Origin of the sequence: Paraburkholderia sp. JHI2823 (assembly GCF_038900695.1) — a bacterium.
In the GTDB taxonomy this organism is placed as follows: Bacteria; Pseudomonadota; Gammaproteobacteria; order Burkholderiales; family Burkholderiaceae; genus Paraburkholderia; species Paraburkholderia mimosarum.
Genome location: NZ_JAYMRY010000001.1, coordinates 516,344 through 533,309, shown reverse-complemented (window position 1 = coordinate 533,309; position 16,966 = coordinate 516,344). Strand labels below are relative to the sequence as shown.

General features: G+C 65.5%; 12 protein-coding genes. 8 read left to right on the top strand and 4 right to left on the bottom strand.

Annotated elements, in window-relative coordinates; genetic code table 11:
- Positions 1–4 precede the first annotated feature (4 nt).
- From pstB to phoR, 4 genes are all read left to right on the top strand, one after another.
- Complete coding sequence (pstB, locus tag VSR34_RS02490) at positions 5–865, top strand: phosphate ABC transporter ATP-binding protein PstB (RefSeq protein WP_028214482.1); 861 nt, start codon at positions 5–7, stop codon at positions 863–865.
- 22 nt (positions 866–887) lie between these two features.
- On the top strand, positions 888–1,592 hold the full coding sequence (gene phoU, locus VSR34_RS02485) for a phosphate signaling complex protein PhoU (protein ID WP_028214481.1): 705 nt from the start codon (positions 888–890) through the stop codon (positions 1,590–1,592).
- 29 nt (positions 1,593–1,621) lie between these two features.
- Complete coding sequence (gene phoB, locus VSR34_RS02480; protein ID WP_028214480.1) at positions 1,622–2,323, top strand: phosphate regulon transcriptional regulator PhoB; 702 nt, start codon at positions 1,622–1,624, stop codon at positions 2,321–2,323.
- A gap of 132 nt (positions 2,324–2,455) precedes the next feature.
- Positions 2,456–3,769 (top strand): phosphate regulon sensor histidine kinase PhoR, encoded by a 1,314-nt coding sequence (gene phoR / locus VSR34_RS02475; RefSeq protein WP_028214479.1) that lies wholly within the window; start codon positions 2,456–2,458, stop codon positions 3,767–3,769.
- A gap of 81 nt (positions 3,770–3,850) precedes the next feature.
- Here the strand turns inward: phoR and ppk1 are convergent, their stop codons facing one another.
- Positions 3,851–5,914, bottom strand: a complete 2,064-nt coding sequence (ppk1, locus tag VSR34_RS02470) for a polyphosphate kinase 1 (RefSeq protein ID WP_028214478.1) — start codon at positions 5,912–5,914, stop codon at positions 3,851–3,853.
- 300 nt (positions 5,915–6,214) lie between these two features.
- Between ppk1 and ppx the strand changes: the two genes are divergently transcribed.
- The gene (ppx, locus tag VSR34_RS02465) at positions 6,215–7,726 is read left to right on the top strand and encodes an exopolyphosphatase (protein ID WP_238328094.1); all 1,512 of its coding nucleotides are present in this window, start codon (positions 6,215–6,217) and stop codon (positions 7,724–7,726) included.
- A 194-nt stretch (positions 7,727–7,920) separates the two neighbouring features.
- On the opposite strand, the gene VSR34_RS02460 is transcribed toward ppx, so the two are convergent.
- Complete coding sequence (locus tag VSR34_RS02460) at positions 7,921–9,639, bottom strand: glutamine--tRNA ligase/YqeY domain fusion protein (protein WP_028214476.1); 1,719 nt, start codon at positions 9,637–9,639, stop codon at positions 7,921–7,923.
- 156 nt (positions 9,640–9,795) lie between these two features.
- Here VSR34_RS02460 and VSR34_RS02455 point away from each other — a divergent pair, with 156 nt between their 5' ends.
- Positions 9,796–10,344 carry an alpha/beta hydrolase gene (locus VSR34_RS02455; RefSeq protein WP_154671324.1) on the top strand — a complete coding sequence of 183 codons (549 nt, stop codon included), beginning with the start codon at positions 9,796–9,798 and terminating at the stop codon, positions 10,342–10,344.
- Positions 10,345–10,398: 54 nt separating this feature from the next.
- Here the strand turns inward: VSR34_RS02455 and VSR34_RS02450 are convergent, their stop codons facing one another.
- Positions 10,399–11,619 (bottom strand): CaiB/BaiF CoA-transferase family protein, encoded by a 1,221-nt coding sequence (locus tag VSR34_RS02450; RefSeq protein WP_342961767.1) that lies wholly within the window; start codon positions 11,617–11,619, stop codon positions 10,399–10,401.
- A gap of 317 nt (positions 11,620–11,936) precedes the next feature.
- Between VSR34_RS02450 and alaS the strand changes: the two genes are divergently transcribed.
- Positions 11,937–14,561: an alanine--tRNA ligase gene (alaS, locus tag VSR34_RS02445; RefSeq protein WP_342961766.1), complete on the top strand. Its 2,625-nt coding sequence runs from the start codon at positions 11,937–11,939 to the stop codon at positions 14,559–14,561.
- Between the two features lie 120 nt (positions 14,562–14,681).
- Here alaS and VSR34_RS02440 read toward each other — a convergent pair whose 3' ends face one another.
- Positions 14,682–15,614 (bottom strand): LysR family transcriptional regulator, encoded by a 933-nt coding sequence (locus VSR34_RS02440; RefSeq protein ID WP_342961765.1) that lies wholly within the window; start codon positions 15,612–15,614, stop codon positions 14,682–14,684.
- A 96-nt stretch (positions 15,615–15,710) separates the two neighbouring features.
- Between VSR34_RS02440 and VSR34_RS02435 the strand changes: the two genes are divergently transcribed.
- Positions 15,711–16,940, top strand: coding sequence for a YbfB/YjiJ family MFS transporter (locus VSR34_RS02435; RefSeq protein WP_028214471.1), 1,230 nt, complete (start codon positions 15,711–15,713; stop codon positions 16,938–16,940).
- Positions 16,941–16,966: the final 26 nt, after the last annotated feature.

Genomic DNA, 16,966 nt, shown 5'->3' with positions numbered 1-16,966 from the left:
CCCGATGAACATGGCAGAGACTCACCTCAAGAGCGCCGGGCAAGCTGCGTCGCCGGCAACGGGTTTCCAACCCGCGGAACCCGCCCATCACGCGCCAGCGCAGGCGCTCGGCACGCCGAAGATCGAAGTGAAGGACCTGAACTTCTTCTACGGCAAATATCACGCCCTGAAGAACATCAACCTGCAGATCCCCGAAGGCAAGGTGACCGCGTTCATCGGCCCGTCGGGCTGCGGCAAGTCCACGCTGCTGCGGACTTTCAACAAGATGTACGCGCTCTATCCGGAGCAGCGCGCCGAGGGCGAAATCGTCATGGACGGCGAGAACCTGCTCACGTCGAAGCGCGACATCTCGCTGCTGCGCGCACGCATCGGCATGGTGTTCCAGAAGCCGACCCCGTTCCCGATGTCGATTTACGACAACATCGCGTTCGGCGTGAAGATGTTCGAATCGCTCTCGCGTCCGGAAATGGATGACCGCGTCGAGTGGGCGCTCACGAAGGCCGCGCTCTGGAACGAAGTGAAGGACAAGCTGGGTCAGAGCGGCTACGGCCTCTCGGGCGGCCAGCAGCAGCGCCTGTGCATCGCGCGCGGCATTGCCATCCGCCCCGAAGTGCTGCTGCTCGACGAGCCGTGCTCGGCGCTCGACCCGATTTCGACGGGCCGCATCGAGGAGCTCATCGCCGAGCTGAAGAGCGACTACACGGTGGTGATCGTCACCCATAACATGCAGCAGGCCGCGCGTTGTTCGGACTACACTGCGTATATGTATCTCGGCGAGCTGATCGAATTCGGCGACACCGAGAAGATCTTCATCAAGCCGGTCCGCAAGGAAACGGAAGACTACATCACGGGCCGTTTCGGCTGACCGACGACGCAGCGAGGAAACCATGTCCGACAAACACCTGTCCAGCCAGTTCGATGCCGACCTCAATCTGATTTCGTCGAAGGTCCTCGAAATGGGCGGCCTAGTCGAATCGCAGATCATCACGGCGATGCAGGCCCTGAACGAGTTCGACGGCGCCGCCGCCGATCGCGTGATCGCTGCTGAAGACCGCCTCAACACGATGGAAGTCGAGATCGACGAGGAGTGCAGCAACATCATCGCGCGCCGCCAGCCCGCCGCGCGCGACCTGCGCCTCGTGCTCGCGATCTCCAAGACGATCACGAATCTCGAGCGCGCCGGCGACGAAGCCGAGAAGATCGCCAAGCGCACCAAGCGCCTGATGGAAGACGGCGCCTCGCGCACCGTCAACATCGCCGAAATCAAGGTCTCGGGCGAGATGGCCGTGTCGATCCTGCGCCGCGCGCTCGACGCGTTCGCGCGCCTCGACACCGTGGCGGCCGCGCAGATCGTGCGCGACGACAAGGCGATCGACGAGGAATTCCGCGCCTTCGTGCGCAAGCTCGTGAGCTACATGATGGAAGATCCGCGCACGATCTCGGTGGGCCTCGACTATCTGTTCATCGCCAAGGCGATCGAGCGGATCGGCGACCACGCGAAGAACATCGCGGAATTCATCATTTACATCGTGAAGGGCACGGACGTGCGGCACAAGTCGCGCGACGCGCTCGAACGCGAAGCACTCAGCTAACTTTCAGGTAACAAGGTCAAGAGGTGCCGATGCCTAGCAGCATTCTCGTCATCGAAGATGAGCCCGCCATTTCCGAGCTGATTTCGGTGAACCTGCAGCACGCAGGCCATTGCCCGATCCGCGCCTACAACGCGGAGCAGGCGCAGAACCTGATCAGCGACGTGCTGCCCGATCTCATCCTGCTCGACTGGATGTTGCCGGGCAAGTCCGGCGTCACCTTCGCGCGCGACCTGCGCAACAACGAGCGCACGAAGCATATCCCCATCATCATGCTGACCGCGCGCGGCGACGAGCAGGACAAGGTGCTCGGTCTCGAGATCGGCGCCGACGACTACGTGACGAAGCCGTTCTCGCCGAAGGAGCTGATGGCGCGTATCAAGGCGGTGCTGCGCCGCCGCGCGCCGCAGCTCACCGAAGACGTCGTGGCGATCAACGGACTGAAGCTCGATCCGGCCACGCACCGCGTGGCGGCGGCGGCCGATGGCTCGGAGATCAAGCTCGATCTCGGTCCCACCGAGTTCCGCCTGCTGCACTTCTTCATGACGCACCCCGAGCGCGTGCACAGCCGCACGCAGCTGCTCGACCAGGTGTGGGGCGATCACGTGTTCGTCGAAGAGCGCACCGTTGACGTGCATATCAAGCGTCTGCGTGCCGCGCTAAAGCCGGCGGGGTGCGATGCTATGATCGAAACGGTGCGCGGCAGCGGCTACCGTCTCGCGAAGAGCGCCTGAGCCCGTTCCACGGCAGCGCCGCAGGGTGAGTCACCGGGCGGCGCGGCTGATTGGAATCCACCGTGACCGCAGCGGTGGTCACAAGATGTCGCGTGCCCGCATCCGACCGTATCTACCTTCGATCGCAGGATCATGAACATCATCTGGGTGCGCTCCCTCGTATCGATCGCGTTGCTCGCGCTCGTATGCGCGGGCATTGGCGCGATCTTCGGCGTCAAGATCGCACTGAGCGTGGCCGTGCTGGCGCTGCTCGCTCAAATGCTCTTCGGCACGTTCCACAAGCAGCGCCTCTGGCGCCTGCTCGACGCGCCGGTCTATGGCGAAGTGCCGAGCGCCCCCGGCATCTGGGGCGAAATCTATTACCGTCTGCACAAGCTCGCGAAGCGCTGGCACGCCCAGGTGCGCCAGGTCGAGCAGCAGCATTCGCGCTTCATCCAGGCGATTCAGGCGTCGCCCAACGGCGTCGCCATGCTCGACGATCACGATCAGATCGAATGGTGCAACGCGATCTCCGAAGTCCACTTCGGTCTCGACGCGAAACGCGATCTGCGCCAGCACATCACGCATCTCGTGCGCCAGCCCGACTTCGTGCGCTATCTCAATTCGCACGACTACACGGACATGCTCATCATGCGGGGCATGGGCGCGAAGCGTCAGAATGTGATTTCGGTGCAGGTGTTTCCGTACGGCGAGAACCGTAAGCTCGTGCTCTCGCAGGACATCACCGAACTCGAGCGTACCGACGCCATGCGGCGCGACTTCGTGGCCAACGTCTCCCACGAATTGAAGACGCCGATCACCGTGCTCTCGGGCTTCCTCGAGACGATGCGCGAACTGCCGCTGGGCGAAGCCGAGCGCACCCGCTATCTGGAGTTGATGGAGCAACAGGCCTCGCGCATGCGCCACATCGTCACCGATCTGCTGGTGCTGGCCAAACTCGAAGGCGAGGCGCGTCAGCCCGACGACCAGATGGTCGATATGCGCGCGGTACTCGGACACGTGCGTGAGGACGCGGAGAACCTGTCGGGCGGCCATCACCGCATCACGGCCGATTTCGACGATGGCTTGAGCGTTACGGGCTCCGAAACCGAGATCCTGAGCGCGCTCGGCAATCTCGCGACCAATGCGGTGCGCTATACGCCGGAGGGTGGCTCGGTGCACCTGAGCTGGCGCATGGAGCAAGGCAGTGCGGTGTTCTCGGTCACCGACAGCGGACTGGGCATTCCAGCCGCCGATATTCCGCGCCTGACCGAGCGCTTCTATCGCGTGGATCGCAGCCGCTCGCGCGACACGGGCGGCACGGGGCTGGGCCTCGCCATCGTGAAGCACGTGCTGCAACGCCATGATGCAGCGCTCGAAGTGAAGAGCGAAGAAGGGCGGGGCAGCACGTTCACGGTGCGCTTCCCGACCGCGCGTACGACGAGAAGGCAGCCCGCGCCGGTGTAAGCGCCGCAGCCAGTGCAAACGAAAATGCCGCTTCCCGGGAAGCGGCATTTTTTCGTCCAGCGCGACCAGCCCGTCAAGCCATCAAGGGCAGAACTTCGCGAGCAGATTCAACTGCGCATTGCGCACGGCCTTGCCAGCACGGCGCCGGCGATAGTGGCCGTCGCTCTGCATGAGCCAGGCCGACTGGTTGTCGCCGAGAAAGCACGACAGACCTTCGGCGATCACGCGGCGCTTGAGCCTGCGGTCACGAATCGGGAACGCCACTTCGACGCGCCGGAACAGGTTGCGATCCATCCAGTCGGCGCTCGACAGATAGACGTCTTCCTTGCCGCCCGCATAGAAGTAGTAGATGCGATGGTGTTCCAGAAAACGCCCGACGATCGAGCGCACCGTGATGTTCTCCGAGAGCCCGGGCACGCCGGGCTGCAGCGAGCACACGCCGCGGATGATGAGGTCGATTTTCACGCCGGCCTGCGATGCTTCGTACAGCTCATCGATTACCGTGGGCTCGAGCAGCGCATTCATCTTGGCGACGATGCGCGCCTTCTTGCCCTGGCGCGCAGCCTCGGCCTCGGCGCGGATCGCCTCGATCATCTTCGGATGCAGCGTGAACGGCGACTGCCACAGATCGTGCAGTTGCAGCTCGCCGCCGATGCCCGTGAGCTGCTGGAAGACGTGGTGAACGTCCTCGCACATCTTCGGCTCCGAGGTCATGAGGCCGAAGTCGGTGTAAAGACGCGCCGTGCGCGGATGGTAGTTGCCCGTGCCGAGGTGGACGTAGCGACGCAGCACCATGCGGCCGTTCACGGCCACGCGGCGCACGATCAGCATCATCTTGGCATGGCACTTGTGGCCCACCACGCCGTACACCACGTGCGCGCCCACGGCTTCGAGCTGCGCGGCCCAGTTGATGTTGGTTTCTTCGTCGAAGCGCGCGAGCAGCTCAACGACCACGGTCACTTCCTTGCCGTTGCGCGCGGCCTGCATGAGCGCGTCCATGAGCGGCGAATCGGTGCCGGTGCGGTAGATCGTCTGCTTGATCGCGACCACGTTCGGATCGTTCGCGGCTTGCAGCAACAGTTCGAGCACCGGCTGGAAGCTCTCGTACGGGTGATGCAGGAGCACGTCGCCCTGGTCGATCACATCGAACATGTTGCTGTTCGCGGCGATGCGCTGCGGAATGGCGGGCACGTGCGGCACGAACTTGAGGTCGGGGCGATCCACCATCTCGGGCAACTGCATGAGACGCACGAGATTCACGGGTCCATCGACGAAATAGCAGTCCTTCTCGTTGAGGCCGCTTTCGTCGAGCAGACGCTTCACGAGATGCGCGGGCGTTTCCGCCGACACTTCGAGCCGCACCGCATTGCCGAGATGGCGCGCGGGCAGTTCGCCCTGCAGCGCCACGCGCAGATTGGTGATTTCGTCTTCGTCGACAAAGAGTTCGCTGTTGCGCGTGATGCGGAATTGATTGCAGCTGCGCACGACGAGACTCGGGAACAGCTCGCCCACGAAGCGTTGCAGCAGCGAGCCGAGCAGCACGAAACCGTGCTGGAAGCCCGAGAGTTCCTGCGGCATGCGAACGAGGCGCGGCAGCGCGCGCGGCGCCTGCACGATGCCCATTACGGCCTGACGTCCGAAGGCGTCCTTACCTTCGAGCTCCACCACGAAATTCAGGCTCTTGTTGAGCACGCGCGGGAACGGGTGGGCAGGATCGAGGCCGATCGGCGTGAGCACGGGCAGCAGTTCGTCGAAGAAGTATTTGCGCGCCCAGGCGGTTTGCGCCTCGTTCCAGGCGTCGGTGCCGTGAAAATAGATGCTTTCCTGTTCGAGCGCGGGCAGCACCGTGTCGTGCAGCATGCGGTACTGGCGATGCACGAGACGCTGCGCGCGCTCGACCACGAGGTCGTACACGTGCTGCAGCGACATGCCGTCGGGCGAGAGCACGCCCGGGTTGTCGCGCATCTGTTCCTGGAGCCCGGCCATGCGGACTTCGAAGAATTCGTCGAGGTTGCTGCTGGTGATGCAGATGAAGCGCAGGCGCTCCAGCAAAGGAACAGCGGGATCGGACGCCTGTGCCAGCACGCGCTCGTTGAATCCCAGTATGCCCAGCTCGCGGTTAAGCAAAGGGTAGCGGATGGACATTGGCAATGAAAAAGGAATATCGGGGAGTGATTCGAACGGACGCTCGGAAATTCTCACAGTAATATGACTTTAATATGACTTTTGATGTGTCATAAATTTTACGCCGCATTTTCATGAAATCGACAACTCGCGTAGCGAACATGCACCCTGGGTAAAAGTCCCTGGTTGACCCGCGCGAGGAGCGACATGGTGAAGTCGGCTACGCTTAAAATATCGCATTTGGACAGTGCGGCCGCGGAGCAGCAAGCCCGTATGGCCGCGCGTTCGTCGATGTACGCACGCACGGAGCCCGCCCCCCTGATGGTAACGAATCCCCACCTGCTTGCCGCCGTCGATCTCGGCTCGAACAGCTTTCGTCTGATCGTTGGGCGCGTCGAAGAGACCGATGCCGGCAGCCAGATCTATCCGGTGGATGCATTGCGCGAGCCGGTGCGGCTTGCAGCAGGCCTGTCGAAAGACAAGCTGCTCGACCGCGCCTCGCAGGTGCGCGGCTGGGACGCGCTCAAGCGCTTCGGCGAGCGCCTGCGCGACTTTCATCCCGATCAGGTGCGCGCGGTGGCGACCAACACGCTGCGCGTCGCCAAGAACGCGGGCGAGTTCCTCGCCGAGGCCGAAGCGGCGCTCGGCTTCCCGATCGAGGTGATCGCCGGCCGCGAAGAGGCGCGCCTCATCTACGCGGGCGCCGCGCACTCGGTGCCGGCGAGCGCGGGTAAACGCTTCGTGGTGGACATCGGCGGCGGCTCGACCGAATTCATCATCGGTGCGCACTACACGCCGATCCGGATGGAAAGCCTGTATATCGGCTGCGTGAGCCATAGCCGGCAGTTCTTCCCCTCGGGCAACGTCGACGAATACACGATGCGCCAGGCCGAACTCGCGGCCACGCGCGAAATCCAGATCATTTCCTCCGACTACCGCACGACCGGCTGGGACCAGGCCATCGGTTCCTCGGGCACGGCGCGCGCGCTCGCGGAACTCGTCGAGGCCAACGGTTTCAACGATGCGGGCGTGACGCACGGCATCTCGCGCGGCGGCCTCGAACGCCTGAAGCGCGCGCTCATCAAGGCCGAGAACGTGAACCGGCTCAAGCTCGTCGCGCTCAAGCCCGATCGCGTGCCGGTGCTGGCGGGCGGGCTCTCGATCATGATCGCGGTATTCGACGAGCTCGGTATCGACTACGTCGACACCACGGACGGCGCGCTGCGCCTCGGCGTGCTCTATGACCTGCTCGGCCGTTCGCAGCACGAGGACATGCGCACGGTGACGGTGGAAGGTTTCATGCGCCGCTACGGCGTGGACCGCGCGCAGGCGGGGCGCATCGGCGATCTCGCCGTGAAGTTCTACGACCAGTTCGAGGAGCCCGACGAGGAGCGCCGCGAAGAGAACCGCATGTTCATCTCGTGGGCGGCGTCGCTGCACGAGATCGGGCTCTCCATCTCGCACAGCGCGTATCACAAGCACTCGGCGTACATCGCCAGCAATGCCGACATGCCCGGCTTCTCGCGTACCGACCAGGCGCGCCTCGCCGCGCTCGTGCTCGGCCACGTGGGCAAGCTCGGCAAGCTCTCGCAGACACGCGACGTGGAGTGGCCGCTGCTCTTCTGCCTGCGGCTCGCCGCGCTGCTGTGCCGCCGCCGCGCCGACGTCGGCCTGCCGCACATCAAGGTAGAAGAAGAGGGCAATGGCTATGAGGTGCTGCTGCCCAACGCCTGGGTCCAGAACAATCCGCTGACCGACTACAACCTCGTTCAGGAAGCGGCAGAATGGGGCAAGATCGGCATTCCGTATCGCGTGGTGTACACCGACGAGTGAACGGGCGAGGCGCGTGGAAGCAGAGCTCGCCAAGGGTCGATCCGATCAACGGGAGTGTGTCCATGACGATCTCCGAAAAGGAAACAGCCCGATCAGCGTAAGCCGATCGGGCTGTTTCGGTCAGACTGCCCCTCTCACAAAAGCCCGCACGAATCCGTGCGGGCTTTTGCTTATGTGGGCGCGCAGCGCGTACCTTACTTGCCCCAGCTGTCGCGCAGGCCGACGATGCGGTTGAACACCGGCGCACCCGGTTTCGAATCGTAGCGGTCGGCGACAAAGTAGCCGTGGCGCTCGAACTGATAGCGGTCTTCGGGCGCGGCGTCGCGTGCGCCCGGCTCCAGATACGCCTGCACGACGCGCTTCGAGTCCGGGTTGAGCGCTTCGAGGAAGTCGCGGCCGCCCGCATCCGGCTGCTCTTCGCGGAACAGGCGGTCGTAGAGGCGCACTTCCGCCGGACACGCATGCGCCGCGCTCACCCAGTGGATGTTGCCCTTCACCTTGTAGTTGTTCGCGCCTTCCGTGCCCGACTTGCTGTCCGGGAAGTAGTTGCAGTGCACGGCGATCACGTTGCCGTTCTCGTCCTTGTCCGCGCCCGTGCACTCGATCACGAAGCCGTAGCGCAGGCGCACCTTGTTGCCCGGGAACAGGCGGAAATAGCCCTTCGGAGGCGTCTCGTTGAAGTCCTCCCGCTCGATCCACAGCTCGCGCGAGATCGGGAACGTGCGCAGGCCGCGCTCCGGATGATGCGGATGGACGGGCGCCGTGCAGTCTTCGCTCTGACCTTCGGGATAGTTGTCGATGATGAGCTTGAGCGGGTCGAGCACGGCGGCCGTGCGCGGCGCCTTGTCGTCGAGGTCGTCGCGCAGCGCGCCTTCGAACACGCTCATGTCGATCCACGAATCGACCTTCGTCACGCCGATGCGCTCGCAAAAGAGCTGGATGCTCTCGGGCGTGAAGCCGCGGCGGCGCACGCCGACGATGGTGGGCATGCGCGGGTCGTCCCAGCCGTCCACGTGGCCTTCGGTCACGAGTTGCAGCAGCTTGCGCTTGCTCGTGATCGCGTAGGTGAGGTTCAGGCGCGAAAACTCGATTTGCTGCGGGAGCGGCCGCGTGAACACGCCGGCGTCGGCCAGTTCGTTGAGCACCCAGTCGTAGAGCGGGCGATGATCTTCGAACTCGAGCGTGCAAAGCGAGTGCGTGATGTTCTCCAGCGCGTCCGAGATGCAGTGCGTGTAGTCGTACATCGGATACACGCACCACTTGTCGCCCGTGCGGTAGTGATGGGCGAAGCGGATGCGATAGATGACCGGGTCGCGCATGTTGAAGTTCGGCGACGCCATGTCGATCTTCGCGCGCAGCACGTGCGCACCTTCCTCGAACTCGCCTGCCTTCATGCGGCGGAACAGGTCGAGGTTCTCATCGACGGAACGATCGCGGAACGGCGAGTTCGTGCCGGCTTCCGTGGCCGAGCCGCGGTTCGCGCGCATCTCTTCCGGCGACTGGCTGTCCACGTAGGCCTTGCCGCGCTGGATCAGCAGTTCGGCGAACTCGTAGAGCTTGTCGTAGTAGTCGCTCGCGTAGAAGAGGTATTCCTGGTCGGCCTTCTTCCATTCGAAGCCGAGCCACGTCACCGCGTCGATGATCGAATTGACGTACTCGATGTCTTCCTTCTCAGGATTCGTGTCGTCGAAGCGCAGGTGGCACACGCCGCCGTAGCTTTTCGCGACGCCGAAGTTCAGGCAGATGCTCTTCGCGTGGCCGATGTGCAGATAGCCGTTCGGCTCCGGCGGGAAGCGCGTTTCGACACGCTGCGCCCACTTGCCCGACCGGTTGTCGTCGTCGATGATATTGCGGATGAAATTGGATGCCGCAGGCGCGTCCGTGCGGTCAGCGTCTTTACGTTCGGTATTCATGCGAAAAGGGAAGTCGTTCGAGGGCGCCCGATAAAAGGCAAAATGCACGCGATTGGGCACCCGATGGTGTCTTCCATTCTACCTGACGCGACCCGCCGTGCCAGTCCCGGTGCCGGATCGTCGCGTGGACCACGAAAAAGCGAGGAGAAGCTGACGATGAGCGAAACACGTGTGCTGGTGCTGCCGGGCTATATGGACTCAGGGCCCGGACACTGGCAGACGCGCTGGGAGGCCGCGCACGCGGGCTTTGCGCGGGTGCAGATGCCCGACTGGATGCACCCGGACTGCGAGGCGTGGTGCGCGACGCTCGAAGCCGCCGTGCAACGCGCGCCCGCCGGCGTGCGCCTCGCGGCGCACAGCCTGGGCTGCCTGACCGTGGCGCACTGGGCCGCGCGCCACGCGAGCGCCGCGACGCGGGCGAAGGTGGCCGGCGCGCTGCTGGTCGCGCTGCCCGATCCGCACGGCCCCGACTTTCCGCGCGACGCGCGGGGGTTCGATCCCGTGCCGCTGGCGGCGCTGCCGTTCGCGAGCGTCGTGGTCGCGAGCAGCGACGATCCCTACTGCGGCGTGGCGTTTTCGCAGCGCTGCGCGCAGGCCTGGGGAAGCCGCTGGTTCGATATCGGCGCGCGCGGGCACATCAACGCCGAAAGCGGCCTCGACGACTGGCCGCAGGGCATCGACTGGTTGATGTCGATGAAAAAATAGGGCGAAGGCCGCGTCGCTCTATGCGGCCGGGCCTTGCTTATGCGCAGGCACGCGTCAAACCACGCCCTTGTCCCGCAGCGCGGCGACCTGCTCATCCGCATACCCGAGCACATCGCGCAGTACCGCATCGGTATGCTCGCCGAGCGTGGGCGGATGGCTCGCCACGCGCGGCGGCGTCTCGCTCATGCGGATGGGATTGCCCACGAGCCGTGCCGTGCCGCCCGAGGGGTGCGGCACATCGACCTGCAGCGCGCGCGCGATCACCTGCTCGTTCTCGAACACTTCCGCGAGGTTGTTGATCGGCCCGCACGGCACGCCCGCGGCTTCGAGCGCGCCGATCCAGTCGGCCTTCGCGCGCGTGCGGATCAGGTCGGCGACGATCGGCACGAGCGTCTCGCGATGGCGCACGCGTTCCGGATTGGTCGCGAAGCGCTCGTCGTCGGCGAGCTCCGACCGGCCCGCCACTTCGACGAACTTGCGGAACTGCCCGTCATTGCCCACGGCCAGGATGATCCAGCTATCGCTCGTCTGGAATGCCTGATAGGGGACGATGTTCGGATGCGCATTGCCCCAGCGCGCCGGCGGCTTGCCGCTCGCCAGATAGTTCGAGTTCATGTTCGCGAGCATGGCCACCTGCACGTCGAGCAGCGCCATGTCGATGTACTGGCCAACGCCCGTGCGGTCGCGGTGGGCGAGCGCCGTGAGCACGGCGATGGTCGCGTACATGCCGGTCATGAGGTCGGCGATCGCCACGCCGGCTTTTTGCGGGCCGCCGCCCGGCAGCGCGTCGCGCTCGCCGGTGATGCTCATGAAGCCGCCCATGCCCTGGACGATGAAGTCGTAGCCCGCGCGCGAGGCATAGGGCCCCGTCTGCCCGAAGCCGGTCACGGAGCAGTAGACGAGATCGGGCTTCACCTCGCGCAGCGACGCGTAGTCGAGCCCGTACTTCTTGAGCTGCCCAGCCTTGTAGTTCTCCAGCACGACGTCGCTTTGCGCGGCCAGTTCGCGCACGATGCGCTGCCCCTCGGGCGTGGCGATGTCCACCGTCACCGAGCGCTTGTTGCGGTTCGCGGCAAGGTAGTAGGCGGCTTCGGCGGTGTCCGCGCCGTCGGCGGTTTTCAGATACGGGGGGCCCCAGTGCCGCGTGTCGTCGCCGGCGCCGGGGCGCTCCACCTTGATCACGTCGGCGCCGAAGTCGGCGAGGGTCTGTGCGCACCACGGTCCGGCGAGGACGCGGGTGAGATCGAGTACGCGGATATGGCTGAGAGCACCCATGCTATGTCTTCCCAATGTCGTTCTATGGCGGGCCGCGAGCGCTGGCCGATGCCGCCCATGGTAAGCGATCGGCGTGACCTGCGCCAATTTTCGGTACGATGTTCCGCTAAGCGGAACACAAGCCGCGAGCCGGCTACATCGAGGTCCGTGCCCGGCCACGCGCAGTGGAGTCGCCCGGACGCGCAGCGCCGCCGCGAGCGCGCGACGATCCCGTATAATCGTCCGATTCAGCACCGGGGTTTTGCCGCAAGCCGGGCCCCCGACCACGACAAAGATCGAGCACCGTACGCCCCCAAGAGAAGGACCCAACGCACGCCATGAAAGCCGCCGACATCCGCGAGAAATTCCTCAAGTTCTTCGAATCGAAGGGCCACACGATCGTGCGCTCGTCGAGCCTCGTGCCGGGCAACGACCCCACGTTGCTCTTCACCAACTCGGGCATGGTGCAGTTCAAGGACGTGTTCCTCGGCACCGACAAGCGCCCGTACACGCGCGCCACGACGGCGCAGCGCAGCGTGCGCGCGGGCGGCAAGCACAACGACCTCGAGAACGTCGGCTACACCGCGCGTCACCACACGTTCTTCGAGATGCTCGGCAACTTCTCGTTCGGCGACTACTTCAAGCGCGACGCGATCCACTACTGCTGGGAACTGCTCACGAAGGTCTACGCGCTGCCGGCCGACAAGCTCACGGTGACCGTCTACAAGGAAGACGACGAAGCCTACGACATCTGGGCGAAGGAAATCGGCGTGCCGGTCGAGCGCATCATCCGCATCGGCGACAACAAGGGCTCGCGCTACGCCTCCGACAACTTCTGGCAGATGGCCGACACCGGCCCCTGCGGCCCGTGTACGGAAGTGTTCTACGACCACGGCCCGGAGATCTGGGGCGGGCCGCCGGGGTCGCCCGAGGAAGACGGCGACCGCTTCATCGAGATCTGGAATCTCGTGTTCATGCAGTTCAACCGCGATGCCCAAGGCAACATGACGCCGCTGCCCAAGCCGTGCGTCGACACGGGCATGGGTCTCGAGCGTCTTGCGGCCGTGCTTCAGCACGTGCATAGCAACTACGAGATCGACCTGTTCCAGAACCTCATCAAGGCCGCTGCGCGCGAAACGAACACGCCGGACCTCACGAACAACTCGCTGAAGGTCATTGCCGACCATATCCGCGCGTGCTCGTTCCTGATCGTCGACGGCGTGATTCCGGGCAACGAAGGCCGCGGCTACGTGCTGCGCCGTATCGTGCGCCGCGCGATCCGCCACGGCTACAAGCTCGGCAAGAAGGGCGCATTCTTCCACAAGCTGGTGGCGGACCTCGTGGCCGAAATGGGCGCGGCCTATCCGGAACTTGCCGAAGCGCAGCAGCGCGTGACCGACGTGCTGCGCCAGGAAGAGGAGCGCTTCTTCGAGACCATCGAGCACGGCATGTCGATTCTCGAAGCCGAACTCGCGGACCTCGAAGCGAAGGGCCACAAGACGCTTTCCGGCGAACTCGCATTCAAGCTGCACGACACCTACGGCTTCCCGCTCGACCTGACGGCCGACGTGTGCCGCGAGCGCAACGTGACGGTCGACGAGCCGGCGTTTGACGAAGCGATGGCGCGCCAGCGCGAGCAGGCGCGCGCGGCGGGCAAGTTCAAGATGACGCAGGGCCTCGAATACTCGGGCGCGAAGACCACGTTCCACGGCTACGAAGAGATCGTGTTCGACGACGCGAAGGTCGTCGCGCTCTACGTCGACGGCGCGTCTGTCAACGAAGTGAAGACGGGCCAGAACGCCGTGGTCGTGCTCGACCACACGCCGTTCTACGCGGAATCGGGCGGCCAGGTGGGCGACCAGGGCGTGATCTCGAACGCGAGCATCCGCTTTGCCGTTGCCGATACGCTCAAGGTTCAGGCGGACGTGTCCGGCCACCACGGCACGCTCGAACAGGGCACGCTGAAGGTCGGCGACGTCGTGAAGGCGGAAATCGACGCGGTGCGCCGCGCCCGCACCGCGCGCAACCACTCGGCCACGCACCTGATGCACAAGGCGCTGCGCGAAGTGCTCGGCTCGCACGTGCAGCAGAAGGGCTCGCTCGTCGATGCCGACAAGACCCGCTTCGACTTCGCGCACAACGCGCCGATGACGGACGACGAAATCCGCCGTGTCGAGCAGATCGTCAACGCGGAAGTGTTGGCCAACGCGCCCGGCATCGTGCGCGTGATGTCCTACGACGAAGCGGTGAAGGGCGGCGCCATGGCGCTCTTCGGCGAGAAGTACGGCGACGAAGTGCGCGTGATGGACCTCGGCTTCTCGCGCGAACTCTGCGGCGGCACGCACGTCATGCGCAGTGGCGACATCGGCCTCTTCAAGATCGTCATGGAAGGCGGCGTGGCCGCCGGCATCCGCCGCGTGGAAGCGATCACGGGCGACAACGCCGTGCGCTTCGTCCAGGACCTCGACGCGACCATCAACGCGGCAGCCGCGGCGCTCAAGGCGCAGCCTTCGGAACTCACGCAGCGCATTGCGCAGGTGCAGGATCAGGTCAAGTCGCTCGAAAAGGAACTGGGCGCGCTCAAGTCGAAGCTGGCTTCGAGCCAGGGCGACGAGCTCGTGGGCCAGGCCATCGAAGTGAACGGCGTGCACGTGCTCGCCGCTACGCTCGAAGGCGCCGACTCGAAGACGCTGCGCGAGACCGTGGACAAGCTCAAGGACAAGCTCAAGAGCGCGGCGATCGTGCTCGCGGCTGTCGACGGCGGCAAGGTCAGCCTGATCGCGGGCGTGACCGCCGAGGCGAGCAAGAAGGTCAAGGCCGGCGAACTCGTGAACTTCGTCGCCCAGCAGGTGGGCGGCAAGGGCGGTGGCCGTCCCGACATGGCGCAGGCGGGCGGCACCGAACCCGCCAATCTGCCGGCCGCGCTCGCCGGCGTGAAGGGCTGGGTCGAAGCGAAGCTGTAATGCGCGTCGCGGCTTGAATGCCGCCTGGCGATGAAGAAGGGCTGTCCGAAAGGGCGGCCCTTTTTGCATGGCGCGGCTTTGAAGCCGTGCGGTTAGTGCGGCTCCGGTGGCTCTGATGGCTTACAGCTGTGCGGGCGTTGCTCCCGTTTCACTGGCCAACGGCAACGCCTCGCTGCCCCCGCGTTGCGCATGCTCGAGAAGCGCCGCCTTCAATGCCGCGAGCGCCGGCGAATAATGCCCGCGGCGCCACGCGAGCAGCGTGTCGATCTCGCCGAGCTTGCCGAGCGAATGGATCGCGACCTCGCCGAGGCTGCGCTGCAATTCGAGTACCGAGCGCGGCGCGACGGCCACACCCGCGCCCGCCGCCACGCAGGCGACGATCGCGTGATACGAGCCGAGCTCCAGCACGCGCGACGGCCGGATGCCATGCTCCAGGTACCAGCGCTCGACATAAGCGCGATACGCACAGCCGCGCTCGAACGCGACGAGCGTGGAGAGGGCGATGTCGCCGGGCTGGCGGATCGGCCGGTGGCCGCGCGGCGTGAGCATCACGAGTTCTTCGCGAAACACCGGCACGTACTCGAAAACGTCGGCGTCAGGCGGCCCCGCGAGCGGCGTGGCGATCAGCGCCGCATCGATCTCGTATTCGCGCAGGCGTTCGATCAGCGTGCCGGTCGTGCCGGTCTCCAGTTCGAGCGTGACCTCGGGCCACGCCTGGTGATAGTGCGCGAGCAGAGCCGGCAGGCGGCTTGCCGCGGCGCTTTCCATGGTGCCGAGCCGCAGGCGTCCCGAAGGCTGGCCGGCCTTCAGCGCGTGACGGGCTTCGTCGGCGAGTGCGAGCAGGCGCTCGGCATAGGGCAGCAAGGTCTCGCCGGCCGGCGTGAGGACGAGGCGGCGGCCGTCGCGCGTGAAGAGCGGCGTGCCGAGTTCATCTTCGAGCTGCTTGATGCGCGTGGTCACGTTCGACTGCACGCGGTTGAGCTTGGCGGCGGCCCGCGTCACCCCGTTTTCCCTCACGACCGCCCGGAAGATCGCCAGTTCGGCGAGGTCCATGGTTCTCTCCTCGGAATGCATTCGTTCATGATAATTCATTTTTCGTGAACGATAGCGTCGCCTACGATGTTGGCAGTCGCTTCTTCTTTCCCGCTCATGAACGATTACGCCTCCCGTGCCGCCCACGTCTCAGAACCGCATCCGCATGCCGGGCGCCGCGCCGCTCTCGCCTGCATGGCCGCGCTTGCCGTTGCGCTGGGCGTGGGGCGATTCGCGTTTACGCCGCTTTTGCCGCTGATGTTGCATGGCGGCTCGCTCGATCTGCGTCAAGGCGGCTGGCTCGCCTCGCTCAATTACGCCGGCTACTTCGTCGGCGCAGTCACTTGTGTCGCGCTGCGCTTCGCGCCTGCCCGGATCGTGCGAGCAGGCCTCGTGGCCACGGTGCTCCTCACGTTCGCGATGGGCATCACGCAGCAGTTCTGGATCTGGGCGGTGGTGCGTTTCGTGGCGGGCGCGGTGAGCGCGTGGACCTTCGTGTTCGCCTCGCAATGGGGCCTGCGGCGGCTCGCGCAACTGGGCGCGCACGAGTGGGGCGGCGTGATCTATACCGGACCCGGCTTCGGCATCATCGCGACCGGGTTGTTCGTCAGCGCCGCGGGCGGTCTTGGCGCGCGAGCAGGCTGGATCGGCTTCGGGTTGATCAGCGCGTTGCTCGCTGTGGTCGTCTGGGCGCCGTTCGGCGAGGACATGCGAGCGCTGGCGCCGCGTTCGGGCGCGAGTGCAAGCGCCAGTGCCGCACCCGAGGGCCGCGCAAGCCGTCGTGCCGATGCCTTCTGGCTCGTGCTGCTCTACGGCGTTCCCGGCTTCGGCTACATCATCACGGCGACTTTCCTGCCGGTGATCGCGCGCCATGCGCTGCCGGGCTCGGCCTGGCCCGACCTGTTCTGGCCGATGCTGGGCGCGGCGCTCATCGCTGGCGCTTTGCTCGCGGCGCGCCTGCCGCTCCATTGGGACAATCGCCTGATGCTGGCGGGCTCCTATGTGCTTCAGGCCGTGGGCATTGCGCTCGGCATCGTCTGGCCGAACGCCGCGGGCTTTTCGTTTGGCAGCGTGCTGATCGGACTGCCGTTCACGGCGATCACGCTCTTCGCGATGCGGGAGGCGCGCCTTCTGCGCGGCGAGCACGCGGCCGCGCTGATGGGTTATGCGACTGCCTCCTACGGCATCGGGCAGATCGCGGGACCGCTCGTGGCCGCCCCGCTCGCGGCATCGACGGGCTCGTTCTCGCCTTCGCTATGGCTCGCGGCGGGCGTGCTCGTGGTCGGGGCGCTGGGGCTCGTGTGGCGGGTCTGGCTTGCGCGGGGTTCGCAGACGCCGGCGCGCTAGCGCTGGGGAGCGCTACGCGCCGATCG